The sequence below is a fragment of the Arthrobacter sp. MDT2-34-1 genome, assembly GCF_059091365.1.
Genome location: NZ_JBNHGO010000123.1, coordinates 1 through 515 on the forward strand (window position 1 = coordinate 1; position 515 = coordinate 515).

Here is a 515-nt window from a genome sequence, read left to right on the forward strand (position 1 = left end):
TTCTGCGGGGCCGGAGCCGTGCCGCGCCGGTCCGTGTACGTGTCGTACCAGGCACGGTAGGCGGGGGAGTTGATGCCCAGGGCCATCTGGTCGGAACCGTCGTCGCCGGTGGCGGTGAAACGCTCGCGGATCTCCGTGTTCTTGATGTCCAGGGTCAGTACGCCGGGAGGGGTCCCGTCACGCTGCACGGAGGTGGGGAAGCCCTCCTCGAGCACCCGGCCGTTGTACCACTGGCCGGACACTGCCGGGACAGTCAGGTGGGTGAACGGCAGGCCTGCGTCGCCGAGTGTGTCGGTCCAGCCGGCCATCAGGTCGCCCTGGCGGAGGTTCTCGGACATGTGGGTGTGCCCGGCGACGGAGACCACCTCACGGCCCTTGAGGATCTCGTAGATTTCCTCGATCTGGGCGTGGGTGTAGCCGCTGGAGTAGTAGAACTCGTGCAGCGGCGCGTGGGAGGCGATCACGATCGCCCGGTCTTTGGGCACAGACGCGATGTCCTGGCGCAGCCACTCGAG

At 67.6% G+C, this 515-nt stretch carries 1 protein-coding gene; it reads right to left on the reverse strand.

The window, feature by feature from the left end; genetic code table 11:
* The coding region (locus AC5RVV_RS17975; protein ID WP_494002710.1) for a calcineurin-like phosphoesterase C-terminal domain-containing protein at positions 1–515 on the reverse strand (515 nt) is incomplete at both ends.